Below are 20,025 nucleotides of genomic sequence, written 5' to 3' on the forward strand. Positions count from 1 at the left end.
ATGAAAAATTTACTTAAACTTTCTGCCATTGCAATTTTAGCGGCAAGCGCAGTCTCTACTTTTGCATCAAACAAAGAACCTTACACTGAACAAGGTACGAATGCTCGTGAAATGACAGAGCAAAAACCGATTCACTGGATCTCTGTTGAGCAGTTGAAAAAAGAATTGGAAGGTAAAGCCCCCATTAATGTGAGCTTCGACATTGACGATACTGTACTTTTCAGTAGCCCTTGTTTCTATCACGGCCAAGAAAAATACTCTCCAGGTAAAAATGATTACTTAAAAAATCAAGATTTCTGGAATGAAGTGAATGCAGGTTGTGACCAATATTCCATTCCAAAACAAATTGCGGTGGATTTAATTAACATGCACCAAGCACGTGGTGACCAAATTTATTTTATTACCGGTCGTACAGCGGGCGATAAAGATGGTGTGACACCAGTGCTACAAAAAGCCTTTAATATTAAAGACATGCACCCTGTAGAATTCATGGGCGGTCGCAAACTTCCAACTAAATATAACAAAACACCAGGTATTATTGAGCACAAAGTGAGTATTCACTATGGTGACAGCGATGACGATATCCTCGCAGCAAAAGAAGCGGGTATTCGTGGTATTCGTTTAATGCGTGCTGCTAACTCCACTTATCAACCAATGCCAACCCTTGGTGGCTACGGTGAAGAAGTATTGATTAACTCAAACTACTAATCTTCCTAAAAAGTGCGGTTATTTTGATCTGACCCCAAAAAGTTAGACTGTTATTTAAAGGATTGTTTTCGATATTGTATCGGACTCAGTCCTTTTAATTTTAGTTGAATCCTTCGATGATTATAGTAATCCAAATAATCTCTGACAGCATCAACTATCTCTTCTTTTGTTTTAAATTCCCGACCATAAAAACATTCCGTTTTTAATCGCCCAAAGAAACTTTCCATCGCGGCATTGTCCAAGCAATTCCCTTTTCTCGACATACTTTGAATAATGCCATATTCAGCCAAGATTCGACGATAAGCTACCATTTGATATTGCCATCCCTGGTCTGAATGCAAAATGACACCACAAGCTTTATTTAATCCTTTGACGGCTTGCATTAACATGTCCTCTACTTGCGCCCAGTTTAGGGAATAGCTGAGATTATAGGAGACTACCTCATTGTTAAATAAGTCTAAAATTGGAGATAAATAGACTTTACTCCCATCTTTCGCCTTAAACTCTGTGATATCAGTTACCCATTTTTGTTTAGGAGCCGTTGCACTAAAATCGCGTTCAAGATAATTCGGTGCAATCCCCCCTATCGTGCCTCGATAGGTCGTAAATTTCTTGCTTTTTCTTGACCGCACTTGAAGCCCAAGTGTCTGCATTAAGCGTTGGACTTTTTTATGATTTACGTCTGGTAAACAGGCATGAACACGTCGGTAGCCATAATCAGGATGATTGGCTTTGATGCGTTTAATGGCCTTTTTCAACAACTCATCCTTATCCGGTTTAATCTGAAGTTTCGCAAAAAACGTACTACGCGCTAACTGTGCAAAGCCTAAAAGCCATTTTAACGGATAGCATGTTCTTAACCTTTGGATAATTTCCGTTGCTCGGCTTCGTCCTGAAGTCTGAGCCTTCTCAACTCCTTTAGGTAGGCCACCTCCGCTTCAAGCTGTAAAATTCTCAGGCGTAAACGGTCTTCTTCAGTTTTGGGTGGCGGTGGCATTCTGGCATATTTGGGTTTCATTGGCGGTCGTCCTGATGGTTTACGGGGAATCAGTCCTTTTATGCCACTTTTTTCAAACCGTTTCAACCATGTCCCGACTAGGGTGTTGGAGGGAATATTGTAAAAACGCGCGGCTTCTCTAATACTCATTTTCTCATTCAAAATAGGTTGAATAACCTGTAATTTAAATTCGATTGTGTAGTGTTTACCCATAAAAAAATCTGCACCTCAATTGTTGGTTTGTTGAGTCCAACTTTTGGGGTGCAGATCATTTTGACCGCACTTTATACTTACATTTTAGTTCTTATCTAAGTCTAAATTTGCTTTATATTCGATTCGATCCTTATCTTTCAACTCAATAGACACATCAAGCTCTTGATCGCCTCGCTCAAATTTTAAGTCTGCATCGTCATGCTTAATTTCAGATTCAGTAACGTGGAATCCTTTACGTTTTGCATGACTAATCACTTGTTTTGCCAGTCTAGGTACACTGGTATCTTTCGCATTTAAACGAAACTCAGCTTCAAATTCCCCATTACCTTGGCGATCAGTTTTGCTCACTTTAGCACCATGCGGACGATAAATTTCGCTTGGAATTGAAGCGGCAAATGTCCTAGTTGAAAATAAGGCTAATACCAATACCAATGAAGAAAGAATAACTTTCGCTTTTAATTTCATGTAAATTACCTTTTAAAATCACATTCATTTTGAATGCAAGCCTTTGAACATTTAATTTAAAAAAAGTTTCTGGGAATATGATAAAATTTTTCTGTTTCCAGGAGCCTATTTATGTCAGAACTCACGTCTAATCAATATTTAATCATCATTGCCATGCTGTTTTTTATCAGTATTGTGATGCTTTTTCTATTAAGCCGCAGCAAACGAGATACGCAAGAATTACAACAAGATCTCAATAAAACCATCGGCGATTACAATCAATTAGCTGAGCGTTTTGATTCCTTAAGTGTGGTCAAAAATCAATTAGAACAACAAGCCGTGAAAGCACAAACCCATGCGGAAGGCTTACAAACTCGTCTTAATGAACGTGATGAAAAAATCCAATATTTAGAAAAAGAATTGGATGAAGAACAGCTACGACACGATCAAATTGGCGGGCAAATTACGGCATTAAAAGAACGCTTTGGAATAGCATCTGCACAAGCTGAAAGCTTGCAAGGTCAATTACAACAAGCTCAGGAAAATCTACTTAGAAAAGAGCAAGAGCAGCAAAGAACACAGGAAAAATTGACCGCACTTTCACAAGAATTAACAGAGCTCAAAACCACCCTTTCCGAAAAAGAAAAGCATTTTGCCGAACAGCAACAGCATATTGAGCAATCCAAACAACAGCTTGGTATAGAATTCCAAAATCTGGCCAACCGCATTTTGGAAGAAAAAAGCCAATCCTTTAATCAAACCAATCAAACGGCATTGGAAACCTTGTTGAAGCCTTTCCGAGAACAAATCGAAGGCTTTCAAAAACGGGTCAATGAAATCCATTCGGAATCGGTGAAAGGTAATGCGGGCTTAGAAGCGGAAATTAAAAAAGTATTGGAAATCGGCTTAAATATGTCGCAAGAGGCCAATAATTTAACTTCTGCGCTAAAAGGGGAAAAGAAAACCTTAGGCAACTGGGGAGAAGTGCAACTTGAACGCGCACTTCAACTTGCTGGACTCATTGAAAACGTGCATTACAGTGCACAGGCCCATTTTAAAGATGAACAAGGCGGTCGAAACTATCCTGATTTTGTGCTCAATTTACCTGATGAGAAAAATATTATTATTGATAGCAAAATGTCATTGAATGCTTACGAAAGTGCGGTCAATTCTGAGGATGAATTTGAACGTGAGCGTTTACTAAGGGAGCATATTAAAGCCCTGAAAAATCACATTGATGACTTGCACAGCAAGGATTACAGCAATTTGATTGGCATGCGCAGTCCTAATTTTGTCTTGATGTTCATTGCAGTGGAACCCGCTTATATTGAAGCCTTAAAATTAGATCCAAATCTATTTAATTATGGCTACGAGAAAAATGTGATTATGGTTTCGCACACGACCCTCATGCCAATTTTACGCACAGTGGCGAATTTATGGCGTATCGAACGTGGCAACGTCGAAGCGAAAGAAATCGCAGAAAAAGCAGGTGAAATTTACAACCAGATTTGCTTGGTGGCAGAACGTTTAAACAAACTGGGGAACACCCTTTCCACTGTGAGCAATCAATACAACAGCACCGTTACCGCCCTTGTGGGACAACAAGGTTTAGTGGGAAAAGTGGAACGCTTTAAAGACTTGTCAGCGAAAGCTAACAAGAGCATGCCAAACGTTGAATTACTCAATAATGACGTGGACTTAACGCGCCTATCCCTTATCACTACCGAGAACGGGGTAAAATAAAGCATACCTGTTGAATTTTTCTTCAAAAGCGGCTATTTTCTTGCCACTTTTTTATTTAAATTTTTTATTTGTGGGGAATTTTATGGCGACAGAACAAAAAGAAATCACGGATCCATGTGCAAAATATAACGAACAAACCAGTTTTCTAAGCAAAACAATTTTTGCGAGTCGTTGGCTACAAGTGCCTATTTATTTAGGTTTAATTGTCGTGCAAGGCATCTATGCCTACAAGTTTATGAAAAACTTGTGGTATCTCATCACCAATGTTAATGAAATGGATTCTGACACTATCATGCTCACCGTACTCAATCTCATTGACGTGGTGATGATTGCGAACTTATTAGTGATGGTGACATTAGGCGGTTATGAGATTTTCGTCTCAAAACTACGCACGAAAAATCATCCGGATCAACCTGAATGGATGAGCCATGTGAATGCGACCGTGCTGAAAGTTAAACTTTCTATGTCAATTATCAGCATTTCGTCTATTCACTTATTGCAAACCTTTGTTAATGCCTCAAAAATTTCTGAAAAAACGATTATGTGGGAAGTGATTATTCATTTTTCTTTCTTGATTTCAGCGATTGCAATGGCTTATACCGACAAAATCCTCTACAGTACAAGCCACAAAAACCATTAATACACAAAGTGCGGTCAAATTGATCTGACCCCAAAAAGTTAGACTGTTATTTAAAGGATTGTTTTCGATATTGTATCGGACTCAGTCCTTTTAATTTTAGTTGAATCCTTCGATGATTATAGTAATCCAAATAATCTCTGACAGCATCAACTATCTCTTCTTTTGTTTTAAATTCCCGACCATAAAAACATTCCGTTTTTAATCGCCCAAAGAAACTTTCCATCGCGGCATTGTCCAAGCAATTCCCTTTTCTCGACATACTTTGAATAATGCCATATTCAGCCAAGATTCGACGATAAGCTACCATTTGATATTGCCATCCCTGGTCTGAATGCAAAATGACACCACAAGCTTTATTTAATCCTTTGACGGCTTGCATTAACATGTCCTCTACTTGCGCCCAGTTTGGGGAATAGCTGAGATTATAGGAGACTATCTCATTGTTAAATAAGTCTAAAATTGGAGATAAATAGACTTTACTCCCATCTTTCGCCTTAAACTCGGTGATATCAGTTACCCATTTTTGTTTCGGGGCCGTTGCGCTAAAATCGCGTTCAAGATGATTCGGTGCAATCACCCCTATCGTGCCTCGATAGGTCGTAAATTTCTTGCTTTTTCTTGACCGCACTTGAAGCCCAAGTGTCTGCATTAAACGTTGAACTTTTTTATGATTCACGCCTGGTAAACAGGCATGAACACGTCGGTAGCCATAATCAGGATGATTGGCTTTGATGCGTTTAATGGCCTTTTTCAGCTGCTCATCCTTATCCAGTTTAATCTGGAGTTTCGCAAAAAACGTACTACGCGCTAACTGTGCAAAGCCTAAAAGCCATTTTAACGGATAGCGGGTTCTTAACCTTTGGATAATTTCCGTTGCTCGGCTTCGTCCTGAAGTCTGAGCCTTCTCAACTCCTTTAGGTAGGCCACCTCCGCTTCAAGCTGTAAAATTCTCAGGCGTAAACGGTCTTCTTCAGTTTTGGGTGGCGGTGGCATTCTGGCATATTTGGGTTTCATTGGCGGTCGTCCTGATGGTTTACGGGGAATCAGTCCTTTTATGCCACTTTTTTCAAACCGTTTCAACCATGTCCCGACTAGGGTGTTGGAGGGAATATTGTAAAAACGCGCGGCTTCTCTAATACTCATTTTCTCATTCAAAATAGGTTGAATAACCTGTAATTTAAATTCGATTGTGTAGTGTTTACCCATAAAAAAATCTGCACCTCAATTGTTGGTTTGTTGAGTCCAACTTTTGGGGTGCAGATCATTTTGACCGCACTTTTGTTTTCTAGAACTCATCTTGGTGTTTAAATTTCAATAAATCTCGACGTTCTTTTTTGTTTGGACGACGATCAGGATGTGGCATCGAAAGTGCATTATTTTTTCTTGCCCATGCCATTTCTTCGCGTTTTTTCACACTCTGTGCCGTTTCTTGGTAAAGCAATTGTGCTTCAGGGGCGCCACGACGTTGGTCACTTAAGGCAATCACTTCAATTTCTTTTTCATCGTTGCCTTGACGTAGCTTAATCATGGCACCGATTTCTACATTTTTACTCACTTTTGCTCGTTGTCCGTTGTAATGGACTTTGCCCCCTTCAATCATCGCTTTCGCAATGCTACGGGTTTTATAAAAACGCGCCGCCCAAAGCCATTTATCTAATCGTACTTCGTTATTTTCAGACATAACTCTTCCTATTTCTCTCACTTTGCGTATGATGAGCCAATAACAAGATAATAGGGCTAATATCATGAAAAAACAACTTCCACACATTCTCTCCCTTTCCACCGTGGCAAAATCCCGCTTGTTTGAAATTCAAACTGTCGATCTCAAATTCTCTAATGGCATTGACCGCACTTACGAACGTTTTCGCCCTTTTAATCGCGATTCCGTCATGGTGATTGCGATTGATGGAGAGGATCTTCTCCTGGTTCGCGAATATGCTGTTGGAACGGAACAATATGAACTAGGTTTTGTAAAAGGTGGGATGGATACAGGAGAAACACCCGAACAAAGTGCGAATCGCGAATTACAGGAAGAAATTGGCTTTGGGGCAAAAAAATGGACGTTTTTACGTACGATGAAGATCAATCCACAAATCATGGGTCATAAAATGCACGTTTTACTAGGTGAAGATCTATACCCAAATCAACTGGAAGGGGATGAGCCCGAACCACTAGAAATCGTGCGTTACCCTTTATCTCAACTTGATGCCCTGTTGATAAGTGATGAATTTAATGAGGCAAGAAACTTAACCGCACTTTATACCTTACGAGATTATTTAAAAAAACGTAAATAAATCGAAGAAATTTAGATAAATTCTAATCACAAGCGATTAACTTTAAATAAAACTTGAATAATTATTCTTTTTTTGAGAATGTATAGTCATTTTTTTCAAAAATAAATAGGAAAATTTATGTATCATGATAATTTAAAAGAATTGACCTTCCGAGGAATGTTCCTTGGGGCGTTAATTACAGTGATCTTCACTGCATCTAACGTTTATTTGGGTCTTAAAGTGGGGATGACATTCGCTTCCTCTATTCCAGCTGCCGTAATCTCTATGGCAATTTTAAAATTCTTTAAGGATTCCAGCATCTTAGAAAATAACATGGTGCAAACCCAAGCTTCATCAGCAGGGACCTTATCCTCTGTTATTTTCGTTCTTCCAGGCCTGTTAATGATGGGTTACTGGCAAGAATTCCCATTCTGGCAAACCGTGCTTATCTGTGCCTCTGGCGGTACGTTGGGCGTACTCTTCACTATTCCATTACGTCGTGCGATGGTGGTAAACAGCGACTTACCTTACCCTGAAGGTGTGGCTGCAGCTGAAATCTTAAAAGCAGGCAATAACGACGAAAGCGACAGCGGTGTAAAAGATATCGCTTATGGCGGTATTTTTGCGGGAACTGTTGCGTTCTTAACGAATGCATTACGTGTGATGTCTGACAGCGCAAGTGCATGGTTCTCTAACGGCAAAGCCGTTTTCCAATTACCGATGGGTTTCTCTCTTGCATTAGTCGGTGCGGGTTACTTAATCGGTATCGTGGGCGGTCTTGCGATGTTATTCGGTACATTCCTCGCTTGGGGTGTGGCTGTGCCTTATTTCACCGCAACGGGTGATATGCCAACCGATGCCTCTATTGTTAGTTATGCCATGGCTGAATGGAAAACGAAAGTTCGCTTTATCGGTGTAGGTACTATCGGTATCGCAGCAATTTGGACATTATTAATCCTTTTCAAACCAATGATTGAAGGGATGGTTCATTCATTCCGTATGTTAAAAGGCTCACAAACTGAATCAGAACATCGTATTGATATCGACTTATCGCCAAAAACCATTATTTATATTTTATTGGCGACTGTCGTGTTAATCGTGATTTCCTTATATCACTTCGTTGCAGCCGCACCAATTTCTGCTGAACTTGCCGTGTTATTAGTCGTGGTTTGTACTCTACTTGCGGTGTTAATTGGCTTCTTCGTCGCAGCGGCATCGGGTTATATGGCGGGATTAGTTGGTTCATCTTCCAGCCCAATTTCAGGTATCGGGATTATTTCCGTTATCGTAATTTCACTTGTTTTAGTGACCATTGGTAAAAGCAGTGGCTTATTTGAAACGGCAGACGGTCAAAAATTCTTAACCGCATTGACCTTGTTTACCGCATCTATCGTATTAACCACAGCTACTATTTCAAACGATAACTTACAAGACTTAAAAACTGGTCTTTTAGTTGAAGCAACACCTTGGAGACAACAGGTTGCGTTAATCATTGGTTGTTTCGTTGGTGCATTAGTGATTGCGCCGGTATTAGAAATTTTATACCACGCTTATGGTTTCACGGGTGCATTACCACGTCCAGATATGGATCCAACACAAGCACTTTCCGCACCACAAGCAACGATTATGACCACCATTTCAAAAGGTATTTTCACCAACCAATTAGAATGGACTTACATTTTAAGTGGTGTTGGCTTGGGTCTGGTATTAATCATTATTGATGCGCTTATGCGTAAAACGACTAACAGCCGCTTCGCGCTACCAGTATTAGCGGTTGGTATTGGTATTTACCTTCCACCATCAATCAATATGCCGGTTGTGGTCGGTGCGGTGATGGCATGGCTTCTCACTCGCAATATTAAGAGCTATGCAAAACGCACTAACGATACAGAAGTGGAGAAAAAAGCAGAACGTTTCGGTACACTTTTCGCGGCAGGTTTAATTGTCGGTGAAAGCTTAATGGGCGTTATCCTAGCCTTCATTATCGCGGCATCTGTAACATCTGGCGGATCTGAAGCACCATTAGCCTTAGCGTTAGAAAACTGGGATAATATGGGCGAATTACTCGGTCTTGCCGTGTTTATCTTCGGTGTCTTTATTTTCGTTTCTCGTGTATTGCGTGCGAAGAAATCAAAATAATGGATGAAAATAGGCTGTCTTCGGATAGCCTATTTTTCTAGGAGCTTAAGGTGTCAAATCAATCCCCTTATTTGAAAGTGATTATTATCTTCCCACTAGTTACGCAGCTGATAGGCAGTGTTATTGCTTGTGTCGTTTTCGACCTAGACGGCTACAGAGAAGGTTATTTCGACTCTGCGTTATTTGGCTTCTTTTTGACATTTTGGCCTCTCACTGTTCCGGCGATAATCAATGCTTACTTTGCCAAATGCCGAGGTTATCTAAACCATCATTGGAAGAAAATTCTCCTTTTTTCATTTATCATTATTTTTTGTTATTGGAGTATCGGCAATGTCGTGATCACACCAAATACGAAATACCTCACTGACCGTATATCCTTCATCTTAGGCGGCTCTGCTATCATGGCAATCTATACGACAATTTTCCTCTCCTTGTTATTACCTAAATCAAAGTAGAGAATAAATATGCAATTATCTCAATCTCTTCTCGATCAAGTCCGTACGCTTGCCAATGAAGCGGGAAAACATTTGGCCCGTTTTTACCAACAGAATGTGGCAATACAAACCAAATCGGATAACACACCTGTTACAGAGGCAGATTTATTTGTCAGCCAGTTTTTAATTGAAAAACTAACCGCACTTTTCTCCGATGTTCCTGTTCTTTCAGAGGAAAACTGCAATATCCCCTTTGAACAACGCCAAACTTGGCAAACTTATTGGCTAATCGATCCCCTTGATGGCACGCAGCAATTTATTGATCGCACGGATCAATTTTCGGTGTTGATTACACTCGTGCGAAACCATCAACCAGTACTGGGTGTTATCCATTTCCCTATTTTGAATATTACCTATTACGCCATGAAAGACTTTGGAGCATTCAAACAAAGTGAAAAAAAGATAACACGCTTACAGCCACGAAAAATCGATCTCACCAAACCGTTAAAAATCGCCGTAGGCGCCACCACCTCACAAGAAAAAGTGCGGTCAATTTTAGCGAAGAATTTGGCATGCGAATTTACGGTGGTCGGTTCGAGTAGCTTAAAAAGCGGTTTAGTCGCTGAAGGGGCGGTTGATTGCTATATTCGCCTCGGCAAAACCGGCGAATGGGACACTGCAGGCGCTGAAATCTTATTAGCTGAAATCAATGGGGGAATTTTCGATCCACACTTTCAGCCACTCACCTATAACCAGCGTGAAAGTTTAATTAATCCAAACTTTGTGATGGTGTCAGATAATACACAAAATTGGGCATCTGTCTTTCAATTTAATTGATTGGTTCGATTGGTAAAGTGCAGTAATATATTGCATTATTTAAAAACACTACTCGGAACAATAAGGAATAATATGCAAACGAATAATAACTGTATCGTGATTTTTGGTGCTTCCGGTGATTTAACTCACCGTAAACTCATTCCAGCTCTTTATAATCTCTACAAAATCGGGCGTTTGAGTGAAAACTTTTCCGTTCTAGGTGTTGCACGTTCTGAGTTGAACGATGAAACTTTCCGCGAAAAAATGCGTGAGGCTTTAATCCATAATGAAGAAACAACACCAGAAACCTTAGATGCTTTCTGCTCTCATCTTTATTACCAAGCGGTGAATACTTCTGATGCGCAAGATTACGATAAACTTGTTCCACGCTTAGATAATCTTCATGATAAATATAAAACTTCTGGTAACACGCTTTACTATATGTCCACTCCGCCAAGTCTTTATGGCGTAATTCCTGAGTGTTTGGCTGCACATGGTTTAAATACGGAAGAATATGGCTGGAAACGTATTATTGTGGAAAAACCTTTTGGTTATGATGAAAAAACAGCACAAGCACTAGACGTACAAATCCACCGTTTCTTTGAAGAACACCAAATTTATCGTATCGACCATTATTTAGGTAAAGAAACCGTTCAAAACTTGCTCGTATTACGTTTTTCAAATGGTTGGTTTGAACCGCTTTGGAACCGTAATTTCATTGATTATGTAGAAATTACTGGTGCAGAATCTATTGGCGTGGAAGAGCGCGGTGGCTATTATGATGGTTCTGGCGCAATGCGCGATATGTTCCAAAACCATTTATTGCAAGTATTAGCGATGGTGGCAATGGAGCCGCCAGCGATTATTAATGCGAACTCCATGCGTGATGAAGTAGCAAAAGTGATGCATAGTTTGCGTCCATTAACTGCAGAAGATATGGAGCATAATCTCGTTTTAGGTCAATACACTGCAGCTGAAATTAACGGCAAAATGGAAAAGGGCTATCTAGAAGAAAAAGGTGTGCCTGCAGATTCTCGCACTGAAACCTACATCGCATTGCGTTGTGAAATTGAAAACTGGCGTTGGGCTGGTGTGCCATTCTATGTCCGTACGGGTAAACGCTTACCGGCTCGTGTGACTGAAATTGTGATCCATTTTAAAACTACGCCACATCCTGTATTCAGCCAAAATGCACCAGAGAATAAATTGATTATTCGTATTCAACCTGATGAAGCAATTTCAATGCGTTTTGGTTTGAAAAAACCAGGCGCAGGTTTTGAAGCGAAAGAAGTATCAATGGATTTCCGTTATGCAGATTTAGCAGGCGCACAAGTATTAACCGCTTATGAACGCTTATTGTTAGATGCGATGAAAGGCGATGCTACCTTGTTTGCTCGTACTGATGCTGTGCATGCCGCATGGAAATTTGTGCAACCGATTTTAGATTACAAAGCTAATGGTGGTCGTATTCATGAATATGAAGCCGGCACTTGGGGCCCTGTGGCAGCCGATAAATTAATTGCAAAACAAGGCAAAGTTTGGCGTAAACCGACAGGTTTAATGAAGAAAAAAGTTTAATTAATCTAATGTAGGGTGGGCTTTAGCCCACCTCTCTTAATATCGAACATAATAAATTGTGGGCTAAAGCCCACCCTACGGAAAATCGATGAACTATATCAGCTTCCCAACGGCTCAACACGCAGTCGATAAAATTGCACAAGAATTTTTGATTTATAGTCAATTAACTCACCCTGTGCATATTTCTCTTTCTGGTGGTTCAACGCCTAAGTTGTTATTTAAAACCTTAGCCAAATCACCTTATGCTGAACAAATTAACTGGAAAAATCTGCATTTTTGGTGGGGAGATGATCGTATGGTTCCGCCATCTGATCCTGAAAGCAACTATGGCGAAGTACAAAAACTTTTATTCGATCATATTCAAATTCCAGCAGAAAATATCCACCGAATTCGTGGTGAAAATGAACCGCACTTTGAGTTAAAACGCTTCGAAGAAGAATTAAGTGCGGTCATTCCAAACGGTATTTTTGATTGGATTATTTTAGGCATGGGAACTGATGGTCATACCGCTTCTCTCTTCCCACATCAAACCAATTTTGATGATGAAAACCTTGCTGTCATTGCTAAGCACCCTGAAAGCGGCCAAATTCGCATTTCTAAAACAGTCAAACTCATTGAACAAGCCAAACGCATTACCTACTTGGTCACTGGAGAAAGCAAAGCGGATATTTTAAAAGAAATCCAAACTACTCCTGCAGAAAACCTGCCTTACCCTGCAGCAAAAATTAAAGCAAAAAATGGGGTGACGGAATGGTATTTGGATAAGGCAGCGGCGGAGTTGCTATAATAAGTTTAGAATCAAATATCTCAGGCTTGCAAAATGATAGACTACAAAGTGAATGAACCGATTTCAGTTAAACAATTTATTGCACTGCTAAATAAAACAACGCTCGGGGCACGCCGTCCGTTAGAGGATGAAAAACGCGTCGCGGCGATGTTGCACCATGCAGATTTATTAGTTACTGCTTGGGATGGTGAACAATTAGTGGGCATAGCACGTTCCGTGACGGATTTTGCCTATTGCTGTTATTTATCTGATTTAGCGGTTGATGAACAATATCAAAAACAAGGTATTGGATTGCAATTGATTGAACACACTAAACAAGCCTTACATCCACAAGCTAAAATTGTGCTGTTATCAGCTCCACAAGCTGTAGATTATTATCCGCATATTGGATTTACACAGCATATGAGTGCGTGGACGAGGAGTTAATTTATTAGCATTGTACGGACTAAAATAAGATATAGATACATCAGATGCGGAGTTACTTTAATGTTAAATTTAGATAATAAAAAATTTATTGCTGTTGAAAACACCGCAAATGGTGAGGTCAGCAGCCAAACCGAATTTCATTACCATCAGCAAGGTAAAATGATTTGGGCAGAATATGGTGGCGGTGAAATTTTAAAAGGTTTTTTAATTGGAAAATGGATTAACGATACTCAAGTTCAATTTACGTATCAACATTTAAATCAATCACTAGAAAATCGTTTGGGGCGTTGCTGTACAACATTTTCTTTAGAAAAAAGTAAACTCGTCGGTCATGAAAAATGGCAGTGGCTAGACACATTAGAGCAAGGCAGCTCTTTAATTAGAGAAATTTAAAATAAGTTTTGCTATAGAATATCTGAAACAAGCTTCTTATACTTTACAATAAATACTAAATGATAGGTGCATCGGTACCTCACAAACAGGAGAAAACAATGTCAGTAAAAGGCGACATCGGTGTTATCGGCTTAGCCGTAATGGGGCAAAACCTCATTTTAAATATGAACGATCATGGCTTTAAAGTCGTGGCATATAACCGTACCACTTCAAAAGTGGATGAATTTTTACAAGGTGCAGCAAAAGGCACGAATATTATCGGCGCATACTCTTTAGAAGATTTAGCTTCTAAATTAGAAAAACCACGTAAAGTGATGTTAATGGTGCGCGCGGGTGATGTAGTAGATCAATTCATTGAGGCATTATTACCGCACTTAGAAGAAGGCGATATTATTATTGATGGTGGTAACTCAAACTACCCAGATACAAATCGTCGTGTAAAAGCGTTAGCGGAAAAAGGCATTCGCTTTATCGGTTCGGGGGTTTCTGGCGGTGAAGAAGGTGCGCGTCATGGGCCATCTATCATGCCGGGTGGTAATCAAGATGCATGGCAATATGTGAAACCAATCTTCCAAGCAATCTCCGCTAAAACCGAACAAGGCGAACCTTGCTGTGACTGGGTTGGCGGTGAAGGCGCAGGCCACTTTGTGAAAATGGTTCACAATGGTATTGAATATGGCGATATGCAATTAATCTGTGAAGCGTACCAATTCTTAAAAGAAGGTTTAGGCTTAAGCTACGAAGAGATGCAATCGATCTTCGCAGAATGGAAAAAAACTGAGCTTGATAGCTATCTAATCGATATCACCACCGACATTCTTGGTTATAAAGATGCGGATGGTGAGCCATTAGTTGAAAAAATCTTAGATACTGCTGGTCAAAAAGGGACAGGTAAATGGACGGGCATCAACGCATTAGATTTCGGTATTCCTTTAACTTTAATCACTGAATCCGTCTTTGCTCGTTGCGTATCTTCATTTAAAGATCAACGTATTGCAGCAAATCAATTATTCAATAAAACAGTTGTTCCAGTTGAAGGTGACAAAAAAGTTTGGATTGAAGCGGTACGTAAAGCATTATTGGCGTCAAAAATCATTTCTTACGCACAAGGTTTTATGCTGATTCGTGAAGCTTCTGAACAATTTGGTTGGGATATTAACTATGGTGCAACGGCGTTATTATGGCGTGAAGGTTGTATTATCCGTAGCCGTTTCTTAGGTAACATTCGTGATGCATATGAAGCAAATCCAGATTTAATCTTCTTGGGTTCAGATAGTTACTTCAAAGGTATTTTAGAAAACGCATTAAGTGACTGGCGTAAAGTGGTGGCAAAATCTATCGAAGTGGGTATTCCAATGCCTTGTATGGCGTCTGCAATCACTTTCTTAGATGGGTATACTTCAGCACGTTTACCAGCAAACTTATTGCAAGCACAACGTGACTACTTCGGCGCACATACTTATGAGCGTACTGATAAACCACGTGGCGAATTCTTCCATACTAACTGGACAGGTCGTGGCGGTAACACAGCATCTACCACTTATGATGTGTAAGTCTAAAAACGTATGATAAACTCACCGCACTTTATTCACATAAAGTGCGGTTTATTTTTACCTTATTTTGGAGAAACCTATGTTACCTCAACCACGCTTGGATAAAATTTCAGAAATGGAAAATCTTCTCAATGAAGCGGAGAGTTTCTTAGCTGACGCGGAACAATTTCTTGAAAAATGGCAAGCCTTCTTACCAAAAATGAAAACCTTAGAACACTATTATTTTGATGGTGACTGGCGAGAAGATTATCAAGCTTATGAAGACGGTAAGATCCCTGAGGATATGCCTTGTGGTGTATTAAGTGAGGACTTGGTATTTAATGCGAGCGTAGGACACCATGGATTGGCGATTGAATATTTGAAAGTGGTTGCGAAAGTATTAGATCAAGCTAAAGATTAATATTCAATATATTTAATTGTTCAGAAAAACACCGAAAAACGCATATTTTTGAACTTGCATTCATCTCCGTTTGTCTTAGGGATTACTATCATAATGGATAGTTTTATATGTTAAACACGGAGAGATCCTATGAAATTAGTTGGAAAATCACTTGTTATCGCGATGACTGTTATTTCTCTTGCAGCATGTGGAAATATGAGTCGTACTCAAAAAAATACAACAGCTGGCGCAGCTATCGGTGGTGCAGCGGGCTATATGATTGGCGGTAATGCCGCAACTACATTAGGCGGTGCCGCATTAGGTGGCTTAATCGGTAGCCAAGTTCATAAATAGTCAAAAAAATAACCGCACTTAATGAGTGCGGTTGTTTTTTATTGTTTTTCTGCCGCTTTTTCTACACTTGGTTTACGGCGTTTACCAATGTTTTTCGCATCTTTATGACGCAGTTTAGCTTTCTTCTTCACGTCTGCTTTTTTCTTTTTTTCACGCTTTTCTTTAATACGCGCTTTTTGCTTTTTAGACATAGATTTTACTTCCCCATCTTTCGGTGGTTTAGTGCGAGGCTCTAATCCTTCTAAAATACGTGCTTTCAACAGTTCTTCCGTGTAACGCTTAATTTTACCGAGCAATTTGTAATCATGTGCTTCAACAAAAGAAACTGCTGTCCCCTTTTTCCCTGCGCGAGCTGTACGACCAATACGATGTAAATACGTATCTGCACTATAAGGCAAATCGAAGTTCATGACGTGTGTCACATCATCAATATCAATCCCGCGAGCAGCCACATCAGTAGCAACTAACACAGTGACAATCCCAGATTTCAACTTATCAATGGCATTATTACGTTGCGTTTGCGCCATATCGCCTTCTAAATAAGTAGAACGAATGCCACGTTTACGCAAAGTTTCAGAAAGTTCTCGTACATCTTCGCGACGACGCACAAACACAATGCCGCGACTCACATTCTCGGTTTCGATAAAACGTGCAATCAACTTAATTTTATGTTCATTGCTATCAGCGTGATAATACCACTGATTGATTTTCTTACGCTCACGACGACTTGGCTCGGCATCAATTTTGACAGGGTCATTTAATAAACGATCGGCAAAATCAACTAATAGCTCCCCTTCTAATGTCGCTGAGAAAAGGAGCGTTTGTTTACGCCAACGCGTTTCAGCGGCAATTTTCTCCGCATCTTGGCCAAAGCCCATTTGCAACATGCGATCTGCTTCATCAAAAATCAGCATTTCTACTGCACGGCAATCAAAGTTTTCTTCTTTGATGTATTGCAATAAACGACCCGGTGTTGCCACCACGATATCCTGATTTGAATTAAATACTTCCCCATGATTTTGATACGCCACACCGCCGGTAATGGTTGCAATCTTCAAATGCGTGAATTGCGCCAACTCTTCCGCTTGTTCTGCAACCTGCATCGCCAGCTCACGAGTTGGCGTTAAAATTAAAATGCGAGGCGCCCCTGGTTTACGACGTGGATAATCCAATAAATGCTGAATTGCCGGCAATAAGAATGCAGCAGTTTTGCCTGTACCTGTTGGTGCAGAACCGAGCACATCACGTTCTTCCATGGCTGCCGGAATCGCTTCTAATTGGATGGCGGTTGGACGGGTGTAGCCTTTCTTTTCTAAGGCTTTTAATAATTCGGGGAAAGATCGAATTCTTCAAATGGGGATAAATTCATTATTTTGCGTTAATTTGTTAAAATTGGGGCTGATTATACCTGAAAGTGCGGTCATTTTCCGCAAGATTTTATGAGCAGCTTTACCTTTAAACAATTCCATATTAATCAACAACATTGTGCAATGAAAGTCGGCACTGACGGCATTTTACTGGGTGCATGGGCGGATGTGTCTGATTGTCAGCGTATTCTTGATATGGGGACTGGCACAGGCTTGGTTGCATTAATGCTTGCCCAACTAAGTCATGAGCATTGCCAAATTGAAGCCGTTGAACTTGATCCCTTTGCAGCACAACAAGCACAAGAAAACTTCCAGACCTCGCCATGGCATAATCGTCTTCATTTAACACGCCAAGACGTGCAAACTTATTGCCAACAAACAGCGCATCAATTTGATTTAATTGTGGCTAATCCGCCTTATTTTGCACAAGGCGTTGAATGTAAAAATGACGAACGAGCACTTGCCCGTTATGTTCAACAAAGTCATTTAGATTGGTTAAATTGGGCGATGAGTTGTTTATCCGAAAAAGGAAAAATCAGTTTTGTCTTGCCTTATGAGGCGGGGAAAACATTGATAAATTCAACCGCACTTTATTGCATTAAGCAGACTGATGTCATTACAAAAATAGGAAAAGATCCACAACGGATGTTACTCACGTTTAGCCGAGAGCATTTACCACAGGTAAAAGATAGCTTGGTAATTTATGACGAAAACAATCAGTACACAGAGGAATTTATTGCATTGACGAAGGCATTTTATTTAAAAATGTAAGGGCATATTACTATGCCCTTTTTAATTGATGTGATTAGTGATTTTCTGCTTTGACGAGCTTCGTCCAGTTGTAATAACCATATAATGAGTTGAGTAAGTAAGCACTATACATTAAGTACATTGCTGGCTGTTCTGCCCAAAGCAAAATGGAAAGCACATTTAAGACAATCCATAATAACCATTGCTCACGATAACGCAAAATCATCAATAATTGTGCCGCTACGGTGATAATCGTGGTTAAACCATCTAATCCTGTAGAACTCCCGCCTGCCGCTTTTAAGGCTTGCACAAAGCAAAAAGTACCAACCCCAACACTCACGAGTAAAATTGCCCAACCTTTTGGCGTCAAAGCTTTTGCAATTACACTTTCACCGCCATTATCATTTTGCATGTGTTGTTTCCACATAAAATAGCCGATAAATTGTGATGGGATATACACATAGAGCACCGTATTCATTTCACCAAGGAAATTGTTTCCCCAGGCGACATAAAAATAGGTGTAAGCAAAAATAAGCCCAAAGAAATAGTTACTAATTTTACCTTTACTCACCAATACGACACAGAGAATACCTGCAATGCCCGAAATCATGCCTAATGGACTATCCGGTGCAAGAACATAAGCAATAATTTGAGCAGCAAGGAAAATAACTACCCATGCCACTTCAAACAGTTTCCAGCCTGATAAAAATTCTTCTTTAAGTCGTTCTGTCCAATTCATGGAACACTCCTGTTTTATGAAAAAGTACGTCATTTTTGATCTGACCCCAAAAAGTTAGACTGTTATTTAAAGGATTGTTTTCGATATTGTATCGGACTCAGTCCTTTTAATTTTAGTTGAATCCTTCGATGATTATAGTAATCCAAATAATCTCTGACAGCATCAACTATCTCTTCTTTTGTTTTAAATTCCCGACCATAAAAACATTCCGTTTTTAATCGCCCAAAGAAACTTTCCATCGCGGCATTGTCCAAGCAATTCCCTTTTCTCGACATACTTTGAATGATGCCATGTTCAGCCAAGATTTGACGATAAGCTACCATTTGATATTGCCAGCCTTGGTCTGAATGCAAAATGACACCACAAGCTTTATTTAATCCTTTGACGGCTTGCATTAACATGTCCTCTACTTGTGCCCAGTTTGGGGAATAGCTGAGATTATAGGAGACTATCTCATTGTTAAATAAGTCTAAAATTGGAGATAAATAGACTTTACTCCCATCTTTCGCCTTAAACTCTGTGATATCGGTCACCCATTTTTGTTTCGGGGCCGTTGCACTAAAATCGCGTTCAAGATGATTCGGTGCAATCCCCCTATCGTGCCTCGATAGGTCGTAAATTTCTTGCTTTTTCTTGACTGCACTTGAAGCCCAAGTGTCTGCATTAAACGTTGAACTTTTTTATGATTCACGCCTGGCAAGCTGGCATGAACTCGTCGGTAGCCATAATCAGGATGATTGGCTTTGATGCGTTTAATGGCCTTTTTCAACAACTCATCCTTATCCGGTTTAATCTGAAGTTTCGCAAAAAACGTACTACGCGCTAACTGTGCAAAGCCTAAAAGCCATTTTAACGGATAGCATGTTCTTAACCTTTGGATAATTTCCGTTGCTCGGCTTCGTCCTGAAGTCTGAGCCTTCTCAACTCCTTTAGGTAGGCCACCTCCGCTTCAAGCTGTAAAATTCTCAGGCGTAAACGGTCTTCTTCAGTTTTGGGTGGCGGTGGCATTTTTGCATATTTGGGTTTCATCGGCGGTCGTCCTGATGGTTTACGGGGAATAAGTCCTTTTATGCCACTTTTTTCAAACCGTTTCAACCATGTCCCGACTAGGGTGTTGGAAGGAATATTGTAAAAACGCGCAGCTTCTCTAATACTCATTTTCCCATTCAAAATAGGTTGAAGAACCTGTAATTTAAATTCGATTGCGTAGTGTTTACCCATAAAAAAATCTGCACCTCAATTGTTGGTTTGTTGAGTCCAACTTTTGGGGTGCAGATCATTTTACACCGCAC

24 protein-coding genes and 2 pseudogenes are annotated in these 20,025 nt (G+C 40.0%); 15 read left to right on the top strand and 11 right to left on the bottom strand.

The window, feature by feature from the left end; genetic code table 11:
* Nucleotides 1-708 (top strand): acid phosphatase AphA, encoded by a 708-nt coding sequence (gene aphA, locus DX522_RS04820; RefSeq protein ID WP_014064597.1) that lies wholly within the window; start codon nucleotides 1-3, stop codon nucleotides 706-708.
* 50 nt (nucleotides 709-758) lie between these two features.
* Here the strand turns inward: aphA and DX522_RS04825 are convergent, their stop codons facing one another.
* The 3 genes from DX522_RS04825 to DX522_RS04835 all read right to left on the bottom strand — a co-directional run bounded on the left by DX522_RS04825 (nucleotide 759) and on the right by DX522_RS04835 (nucleotide 2,383).
* Nucleotides 759-1,580: an IS3 family transposase gene (locus DX522_RS04825; RefSeq protein WP_115180017.1), complete on the bottom strand. Its 822-nt coding sequence runs from the start codon at nucleotides 1,578-1,580 to the stop codon at nucleotides 759-761.
* Nucleotides 1,565-1,918, bottom strand: coding sequence for a helix-turn-helix domain-containing protein (locus tag DX522_RS04830; RefSeq protein WP_115179798.1), 354 nt, complete (start codon nucleotides 1,916-1,918; stop codon nucleotides 1,565-1,567). Before DX522_RS04830 ends, DX522_RS04825 begins: the two co-directional genes overlap by 16 nt.
* An 84-nt stretch (nucleotides 1,919-2,002) precedes the next feature.
* The gene (locus tag DX522_RS04835; protein ID WP_115180018.1) at nucleotides 2,003-2,383 is read right to left on the bottom strand and encodes a hypothetical protein; all 381 of its coding nucleotides are present in this window, start codon (nucleotides 2,381-2,383) and stop codon (nucleotides 2,003-2,005) included.
* A gap of 111 nt (nucleotides 2,384-2,494) precedes the next feature.
* Here DX522_RS04835 and rmuC point away from each other — a divergent pair, with 111 nt between their 5' ends.
* Together rmuC and DX522_RS04845 are read left to right on the top strand one after the other, a co-directional pair.
* Entirely contained in the window at nucleotides 2,495-4,105 is a 1,611-nt protein-coding gene (gene rmuC / locus DX522_RS04840; RefSeq protein ID WP_115180019.1) for a DNA recombination protein RmuC, read from the top strand.
* A gap of 82 nt (nucleotides 4,106-4,187) precedes the next feature.
* On the top strand, nucleotides 4,188-4,745 hold the full coding sequence (locus DX522_RS04845; protein WP_111382915.1) for a TIGR00645 family protein: 558 nt from the start codon (nucleotides 4,188-4,190) through the stop codon (nucleotides 4,743-4,745).
* Nucleotides 4,746-4,791: 46 nt separating this feature from the next.
* On the opposite strand, the gene DX522_RS04850 is transcribed toward DX522_RS04845, so the two are convergent.
* From DX522_RS04850 to hslR, 3 genes are all read right to left on the bottom strand, one after another.
* On the bottom strand, nucleotides 4,792-5,613 hold the full coding sequence (locus tag DX522_RS04850; protein WP_115180020.1) for an IS3 family transposase: 822 nt from the start codon (nucleotides 5,611-5,613) through the stop codon (nucleotides 4,792-4,794).
* Complete coding sequence (locus tag DX522_RS04855; RefSeq protein WP_115179798.1) at nucleotides 5,598-5,951, bottom strand: helix-turn-helix domain-containing protein; 354 nt, start codon at nucleotides 5,949-5,951, stop codon at nucleotides 5,598-5,600. The genes DX522_RS04850 and DX522_RS04855 overlap by 16 nt, the downstream gene beginning before the upstream one ends.
* 79 nt (nucleotides 5,952-6,030) lie before the next feature.
* Nucleotides 6,031-6,426, bottom strand: coding sequence for a ribosome-associated heat shock protein Hsp15 (hslR, locus tag DX522_RS04860; RefSeq protein ID WP_115180021.1), 396 nt, complete (start codon nucleotides 6,424-6,426; stop codon nucleotides 6,031-6,033).
* 64 nt (nucleotides 6,427-6,490) lie between these two features.
* On the opposite strand from hslR, the gene nudE reads away from it, so the two are divergent.
* The 11 genes from nudE to DX522_RS04915 all read left to right on the top strand — a co-directional run bounded on the left by nudE (nucleotide 6,491) and on the right by DX522_RS04915 (nucleotide 15,877).
* Entirely contained in the window at nucleotides 6,491-7,039 is a 549-nt protein-coding gene (nudE, locus tag DX522_RS04865) for an ADP compounds hydrolase NudE (protein WP_115180022.1), read from the top strand.
* Between the two features lie 117 nt (nucleotides 7,040-7,156).
* Nucleotides 7,157-9,157, top strand: coding sequence for an OPT family oligopeptide transporter (locus tag DX522_RS04870; RefSeq protein WP_115180023.1), 2,001 nt, complete (start codon nucleotides 7,157-7,159; stop codon nucleotides 9,155-9,157).
* A 50-nt stretch (nucleotides 9,158-9,207) separates the two neighbouring features.
* The gene (locus tag DX522_RS04875; protein ID WP_115180024.1) at nucleotides 9,208-9,612 is read left to right on the top strand and encodes a hypothetical protein; all 405 of its coding nucleotides are present in this window, start codon (nucleotides 9,208-9,210) and stop codon (nucleotides 9,610-9,612) included.
* A gap of 9 nt (nucleotides 9,613-9,621) precedes the next feature.
* Complete coding sequence (gene cysQ / locus DX522_RS04880; RefSeq protein WP_115180025.1) at nucleotides 9,622-10,428, top strand: 3'(2'),5'-bisphosphate nucleotidase CysQ; 807 nt, start codon at nucleotides 9,622-9,624, stop codon at nucleotides 10,426-10,428.
* A 72-nt stretch (nucleotides 10,429-10,500) separates the two neighbouring features.
* Nucleotides 10,501-11,985, top strand: a complete 1,485-nt coding sequence (zwf, locus tag DX522_RS04885) for a glucose-6-phosphate dehydrogenase (protein WP_115180026.1) — start codon at nucleotides 10,501-10,503, stop codon at nucleotides 11,983-11,985.
* Nucleotides 11,986-12,073: 88 nt separating this feature from the next.
* Entirely contained in the window at nucleotides 12,074-12,772 is a 699-nt protein-coding gene (gene pgl / locus DX522_RS04890) for a 6-phosphogluconolactonase (RefSeq protein ID WP_115180027.1), read from the top strand.
* 33 nt (nucleotides 12,773-12,805) lie between these two features.
* Nucleotides 12,806-13,198 carry a GNAT family N-acetyltransferase gene (locus DX522_RS04895; RefSeq protein ID WP_114908439.1) on the top strand — a complete coding sequence of 131 codons (393 nt, stop codon included), beginning with the start codon at nucleotides 12,806-12,808 and terminating at the stop codon, nucleotides 13,196-13,198.
* Nucleotides 13,199-13,258: 60 nt separating this feature from the next.
* Nucleotides 13,259-13,591, top strand: coding sequence for a n-acetylglutamate synthase (locus DX522_RS04900; RefSeq protein ID WP_114908440.1), 333 nt, complete (start codon nucleotides 13,259-13,261; stop codon nucleotides 13,589-13,591).
* 98 nt (nucleotides 13,592-13,689) lie between these two features.
* Complete coding sequence (gnd, locus tag DX522_RS04905; RefSeq protein ID WP_115180028.1) at nucleotides 13,690-15,144, top strand: decarboxylating NADP(+)-dependent phosphogluconate dehydrogenase; 1,455 nt, start codon at nucleotides 13,690-13,692, stop codon at nucleotides 15,142-15,144.
* A gap of 79 nt (nucleotides 15,145-15,223) precedes the next feature.
* Nucleotides 15,224-15,544, top strand: coding sequence for a DUF4298 domain-containing protein (locus tag DX522_RS04910; RefSeq protein ID WP_115180029.1), 321 nt, complete (start codon nucleotides 15,224-15,226; stop codon nucleotides 15,542-15,544).
* A gap of 129 nt (nucleotides 15,545-15,673) precedes the next feature.
* Nucleotides 15,674-15,877: a hypothetical protein gene (locus tag DX522_RS04915; protein WP_049374834.1), complete on the top strand. Its 204-nt coding sequence runs from the start codon at nucleotides 15,674-15,676 to the stop codon at nucleotides 15,875-15,877.
* Nucleotides 15,878-15,915: 38 nt separating this feature from the next.
* Here the strand turns inward: DX522_RS04915 and srmB are convergent.
* A pseudogene (gene srmB / locus DX522_RS04920) lies at nucleotides 15,916-17,246 on the bottom strand (ATP-dependent RNA helicase SrmB).
* A 70-nt stretch (nucleotides 17,247-17,316) separates the two neighbouring features.
* On the opposite strand from srmB, the gene DX522_RS04930 reads away from it, so the two are divergent.
* The gene (locus DX522_RS04930) at nucleotides 17,317-18,015 is read left to right on the top strand and encodes a tRNA1(Val) (adenine(37)-N6)-methyltransferase (protein ID WP_262054164.1); all 699 of its coding nucleotides are present in this window, start codon (nucleotides 17,317-17,319) and stop codon (nucleotides 18,013-18,015) included.
* A gap of 34 nt (nucleotides 18,016-18,049) precedes the next feature.
* Here the strand turns inward: DX522_RS04930 and pnuC are convergent, their stop codons facing one another.
* From pnuC to DX522_RS04950, 4 genes and pseudogenes are all read right to left on the bottom strand, one after another.
* Nucleotides 18,050-18,733 (bottom strand): nicotinamide riboside transporter PnuC, encoded by a 684-nt coding sequence (gene pnuC / locus DX522_RS04935; protein WP_115180030.1) that lies wholly within the window; start codon nucleotides 18,731-18,733, stop codon nucleotides 18,050-18,052.
* 62 nt (nucleotides 18,734-18,795) lie between these two features.
* Nucleotides 18,796-19,323 (bottom strand): annotated as a pseudogene (locus DX522_RS04940) (IS3 family transposase); the annotation flags it as partial.
* On the bottom strand, nucleotides 19,263-19,505 hold the full coding sequence (locus tag DX522_RS04945; RefSeq protein ID WP_410002736.1) for an IS3 family transposase: 243 nt from the start codon (nucleotides 19,503-19,505) through the stop codon (nucleotides 19,263-19,265). The gene DX522_RS04945 and the pseudogene DX522_RS04940, both read right to left, overlap by 61 nt.
* A gap of 95 nt (nucleotides 19,506-19,600) precedes the next feature.
* On the bottom strand, nucleotides 19,601-19,954 hold the full coding sequence (locus tag DX522_RS04950; protein WP_115180033.1) for a helix-turn-helix domain-containing protein: 354 nt from the start codon (nucleotides 19,952-19,954) through the stop codon (nucleotides 19,601-19,603).
* Nucleotides 19,955-20,025 lie beyond the last annotated feature (71 nt).

The sequence above is a fragment of the Haemophilus parainfluenzae genome (genome assembly GCF_900450995.1).
Lineage (GTDB): Bacteria > Pseudomonadota > Gammaproteobacteria > Enterobacterales > Pasteurellaceae > Haemophilus_D > Haemophilus_D parainfluenzae_O.

What these genes read in the sequence shown, in the direction of transcription:
- DX522_RS04915 (WP_049374834.1), top strand. Translation starts at nt 15,674, where the DNA reads ATGAAATTAGTTGGAAAATCACTTGTTATCGCGATGACTGTTATTTCT.
- aphA (WP_014064597.1), top strand. Translation starts at nt 1, where the DNA reads ATGAAAAATTTACTTAAACTTTCTGCCATTGCAATTTTAGCGGCAAGC.
- DX522_RS04950 (WP_115180033.1), bottom strand. Translation starts at nt 19,954, where the DNA reads ATGGGTAAACACTACGCAATCGAATTTAAATTACAGGTTCTTCAACCT.
- rmuC (WP_115180019.1), top strand. Translation starts at nt 2,495, where the DNA reads ATGTCAGAACTCACGTCTAATCAATATTTAATCATCATTGCCATGCTG.
- DX522_RS04910 (WP_115180029.1), top strand. Translation starts at nt 15,224, where the DNA reads ATGTTACCTCAACCACGCTTGGATAAAATTTCAGAAATGGAAAATCTT.
- hslR (WP_115180021.1), bottom strand. Translation starts at nt 6,426, where the DNA reads ATGTCTGAAAATAACGAAGTACGATTAGATAAATGGCTTTGGGCGGCG.
- nudE (WP_115180022.1), top strand. Translation starts at nt 6,491, where the DNA reads ATGAAAAAACAACTTCCACACATTCTCTCCCTTTCCACCGTGGCAAAA.
- zwf (WP_115180026.1), top strand. Translation starts at nt 10,501, where the DNA reads ATGCAAACGAATAATAACTGTATCGTGATTTTTGGTGCTTCCGGTGAT.
- DX522_RS04845 (WP_111382915.1), top strand. Translation starts at nt 4,188, where the DNA reads ATGGCGACAGAACAAAAAGAAATCACGGATCCATGTGCAAAATATAAC.
- DX522_RS04870 (WP_115180023.1), top strand. Translation starts at nt 7,157, where the DNA reads ATGTATCATGATAATTTAAAAGAATTGACCTTCCGAGGAATGTTCCTT.
- gnd (WP_115180028.1), top strand. Translation starts at nt 13,690, where the DNA reads ATGTCAGTAAAAGGCGACATCGGTGTTATCGGCTTAGCCGTAATGGGG.
- DX522_RS04830 (WP_115179798.1), bottom strand. Translation starts at nt 1,918, where the DNA reads ATGGGTAAACACTACACAATCGAATTTAAATTACAGGTTATTCAACCT.
- DX522_RS04930 (WP_262054164.1), top strand. Translation starts at nt 17,317, where the DNA reads ATGAGCAGCTTTACCTTTAAACAATTCCATATTAATCAACAACATTGT.
- cysQ (WP_115180025.1), top strand. Translation starts at nt 9,622, where the DNA reads ATGCAATTATCTCAATCTCTTCTCGATCAAGTCCGTACGCTTGCCAAT.
- pnuC (WP_115180030.1), bottom strand. Translation starts at nt 18,733, where the DNA reads ATGAATTGGACAGAACGACTTAAAGAAGAATTTTTATCAGGCTGGAAA.
- DX522_RS04835 (WP_115180018.1), bottom strand. Translation starts at nt 2,383, where the DNA reads ATGAAATTAAAAGCGAAAGTTATTCTTTCTTCATTGGTATTGGTATTA.
- DX522_RS04855 (WP_115179798.1), bottom strand. Translation starts at nt 5,951, where the DNA reads ATGGGTAAACACTACACAATCGAATTTAAATTACAGGTTATTCAACCT.
- DX522_RS04895 (WP_114908439.1), top strand. Translation starts at nt 12,806, where the DNA reads ATGATAGACTACAAAGTGAATGAACCGATTTCAGTTAAACAATTTATT.
- DX522_RS04900 (WP_114908440.1), top strand. Translation starts at nt 13,259, where the DNA reads ATGTTAAATTTAGATAATAAAAAATTTATTGCTGTTGAAAACACCGCA.
- pgl (WP_115180027.1), top strand. Translation starts at nt 12,074, where the DNA reads ATGAACTATATCAGCTTCCCAACGGCTCAACACGCAGTCGATAAAATT.